Source organism: Variovorax sp. LARHSF232 (assembly GCF_052871435.1).
In genome coordinates this window covers 1-3,301 of the sequence record NZ_JBIXJS010000021.1, presented here as the reverse complement: position 1 = coordinate 3,301, position 3,301 = coordinate 1, and the positions used below count along the sequence as shown (strand labels likewise).

The 3,301-nt window shown below is 67.1% G+C and carries 2 protein-coding genes and 1 pseudogene; all 3 read right to left on the bottom strand.

The annotated features are described in order from the left end of the window. The coding region (locus ACIPRI_RS26620) for a methyl-accepting chemotaxis protein (RefSeq protein ID WP_446624514.1) at positions 1-949 on the bottom strand (949 nt) is incomplete at its 3' end. Between the two features lie 10 nt (positions 950-959). Beyond that, positions 960-2,936, bottom strand: coding sequence for a methyl-accepting chemotaxis protein (locus tag ACIPRI_RS26615; protein WP_446624513.1), 1,977 nt, complete (start codon positions 2,934-2,936; stop codon positions 960-962). A gap of 21 nt (positions 2,937-2,957) precedes the next feature. After that, a pseudogene (locus ACIPRI_RS26610) lies at positions 2,958-3,301 on the bottom strand (methyl-accepting chemotaxis protein); the annotation flags it as partial.

Below are 3,301 nucleotides of genomic sequence, written 5' to 3'. Positions count from 1 at the left end.
CGTTGTCGGCGTTTTGCTTGACGGTGCTGGTGAGCTCTTCCATCGAAGCGGCGGTCTGCTCCAGGGAGCTCGCCTGCTCTTCCGTGCGGGATGACAGATCCTGGTTGCCGCTGGCAATCTGGCCCGAAGCGGTGGCGATGTTGTCGGTGCCGGTGCGTACCTCGCCCACCACCTTCGCCAGGCTCTCGTTCATCTGCCGGAGGGCGTGAAAGAGCTGGCCGGTTTCGTCCTGGGTTCGGACTTCGATGCGCGCGCTCAGGTCGCCGGCGGCCACCGTCTCGGCCACCTTCACGGCGTCGCCCAGCGGCCGCGTGATGCCGATCGTCAGCCGCCAGGCGCTGAGGCCCGCGACCACCAGCGCGATCAGCGACAGCGTGATCAACACGCGACGCCCGTCGCCATGATCCTGTGCAATACCCTTGGCCGCGCCGTCGATCTGCTGGCGCTGAAGCTCGGCCAGCTCGCCCAGCAGCTTCTCGTAGTTCGCCAGCGCCGCGGCGAAGCGGGTGTCGGCCACCTTGGTGGCTTCGATCCATTGGTCCGCCGCCTTGAGCTTGCCGATGGCACCCAAGGCATCGAGCGCTTCCTTGCGCGTGTCGGCCACTTGGGCCAGGAGCTTCTTTTCCTCGGGGCTGCTGATCAGGGCCTCGACCTTCTTCTGGATCGCGCCGATGCGCGCCGAGCTTTCGCCGATGCCCTTCTTGAAATACGCCTCGCTGTCGCTGTCCATGGACTTGACCATGGCGATGGTCCGCACGTTGTTGGCCATCAACTCGCTGAACCACTGGCTGATCAGCCGCTCCTTGACCAGCGATCCTTCCACCATCTCCTGCGTGGCATTGCCGACGCTTTCCAGGCGCAGCAGGCCGGTGGCCGAAATGAAGGCCATCAGCAGCATCATGACCAGGAAGCCCAGCCCCAGGCGGGTGCCAATTTTCAGATTCTTCACGTTCAACTTTCTAAAGTTCGTTCTTGTCCAGCCGGAACACGCTCACCGCCTGCACCAGCCCACCGGCCTGCTCTTGCAGCGAGGCGGCCGCGGCCGCAGCCTCTTCCACCAGCGCCGCGTTGTGCTGCGTCACCTGGTCCATCTGCGTGATCGCCTGGTTGATCTGTTCGATGCCCTGGGTCTGCTCGTGGCTCGCAGCCGTGATCTCGCCGATGATGTCGGTGACGCGCCTCACGCTGCCCACGATCTGTTCCATCGTCCTGCCGGCCTCGCCGACCAGCGCGCCGCCGGCATCCACCTTGCCCACCGAGTCGTCGATCAGCCCCTTGATCTCCTTGGCCGCTGCCGCCGAGCGCTGCGCCAGGTTGCGCACCTCGGCGGCCACCACGGCAAAGCCGCGGCCCTGCTCGCCGGCCCGGGCTGCTTCCACCGCCGCGTTCAAGGCCAGGATGTTGGTCTGGAAGGCGATGCCGTCGATCACCCCGATGATGTCCACGATCTTCTTGGACGAGGCGTCGATGGAGGCCATGGTGGCCACCACCTGGCCCACCACTGCGCCGCCCTTCACCGCCACTTCGGAGGCGGACAGCGCCAGCTGATTGGCTTGCCTCGCGTTGTCGGCGTTCTGCTTGACCGTGCTGGTCAGCTCTTCCATCGAAGCGGCCGTCTCTTCAAGTGAACTCGCCTGTTGCTCGGTGCGCGAAGACAGGTTCTGGTTGCCGGCAGAGATCTGGCCTGAGGCCGTCGCGATCGCATCGGTGCCCTCGCGCACGCCGCGCACCACGCGTGCCAAGCCATCGCGCATCGATTCCACCGACCGCGTGATGACCCCGATCTCGTCCGGGCGCTCCGACACCAGCTCGCGCGACAGGTCGCCTCCACCGATGGCCTGCACGTGCTCGCTCAGATGGCGGAGGGGCTGCACGGTTCGGCGAATGAAAGCCACCAGTACGATGCCCAGCAGCACGGCGGCCAGGCCGATGGCGCCGGCAAGCCAGGCCATCTGTCGGTAGAGCTCGGCCATCACCTCCGAAGCGGGAACTTCGGCCACGACCAGCCAGCCGTTCGCTTCGCTCCTGGCCACGGAGGCGTGACGTTGCCCTTCCCGTGCCTGGCCGAGCACCGCCGGCGCGTTGTCGATCCACGCGTTGTCCGTGCCGCCCAAGCGGGTGAGCCACTGGCTCGCGTCGGCGCCCGGTGCAAGAACGTCGGCCAGCTTCCTGCCGGCAGCGGTTGGGTGGAACGCCAAGGTCGCCGCCGCCGCGGCAGCGCCGTTCGGATTGACGACGTAGAGCCCGCCGCTGTCGAAGATGCGGGTCTTGCTCACCGCCTCGCCGAAGGCCGCCTGCTGCCGCGAGATGTCCAGGCCGATGTAGAGCACCGCGACCACCTGGCCGGCGGCATCGCGCACCGGCTCGTAGACCGTCATGTAGGGGCGTCCGAACAGGGTGACGCGCCCCACGAACTTCCTGCCGGCGCGCAGCACCGGATAGGCGCCGCTCTGGCGATCGAGCAGGGTTCCAATGGCGCGTTCGCCGTTCTCCTTCTTGACCGATGTGGTGATCCGGCGGAAGTCCTCGCCCTGGACGACGAATACCGTGGCATTGGCGCCCGGAAAGTCGCGCGCGAAGGCGTCCACTTCGGTGGTGGCGCTGCCATCCAGAAGGACACCGTGGTTCGTCAACCTGCCCAGAGCGGCATCTTCGAGCACGAAGGCCTGCGCGAACTGGCGCCGGAAAACGCCGTAGGCGTTCTCCGCGTTCAGCTGCATGGTCTGGTCGAAGACGTCCAGCGAGCTGGCGATGGCCTCGGCCTTGGCATTGGCGTACCGGGCGGCGCTGCGCTGCTGCTGCGAGGAGGCCAGCGCGTAGAACACCCCCAGGATCAATGCGGCCAGGACCAGCATGGCCAGGCCGGCGCGCAAGGTCAGCGTGCCCGCCAGCGAGACGAAGGGGGGCGAGCCCTTCGGCGAATATTCATCTTCCATCGAATCTCTCCCCATCTCTGCCTAGAACTCGGTCCAGTCGCCGGCACCGCCGGCCGCGGCCAGCGCGGGTTCGGTGCGGATGCCTTGGGAGACCTTGGCCGCGGCCTTCGGTTTCGCTCTGGCGGAGGGTGCCGCCGGCACGCTCTTCCTGATGACGGAAGGGCCCGCCTGAGCGCCATCACCAAGCCTGAACACGCTGATCGCCTGCACCAACCCGCCGGCCTGCTCCTGCAGCGAAGCCGCCGCAGCCGCAGCCTCTTCCACCAGCGCCGCGTTCTGCTGCGTCACCTGGTCCATCTGCGTGATCGCCTGGTTGATCTGCTCGATCCCCGAGGTCTGCTCCTGGCTCGCCGCCGTGATCTCGC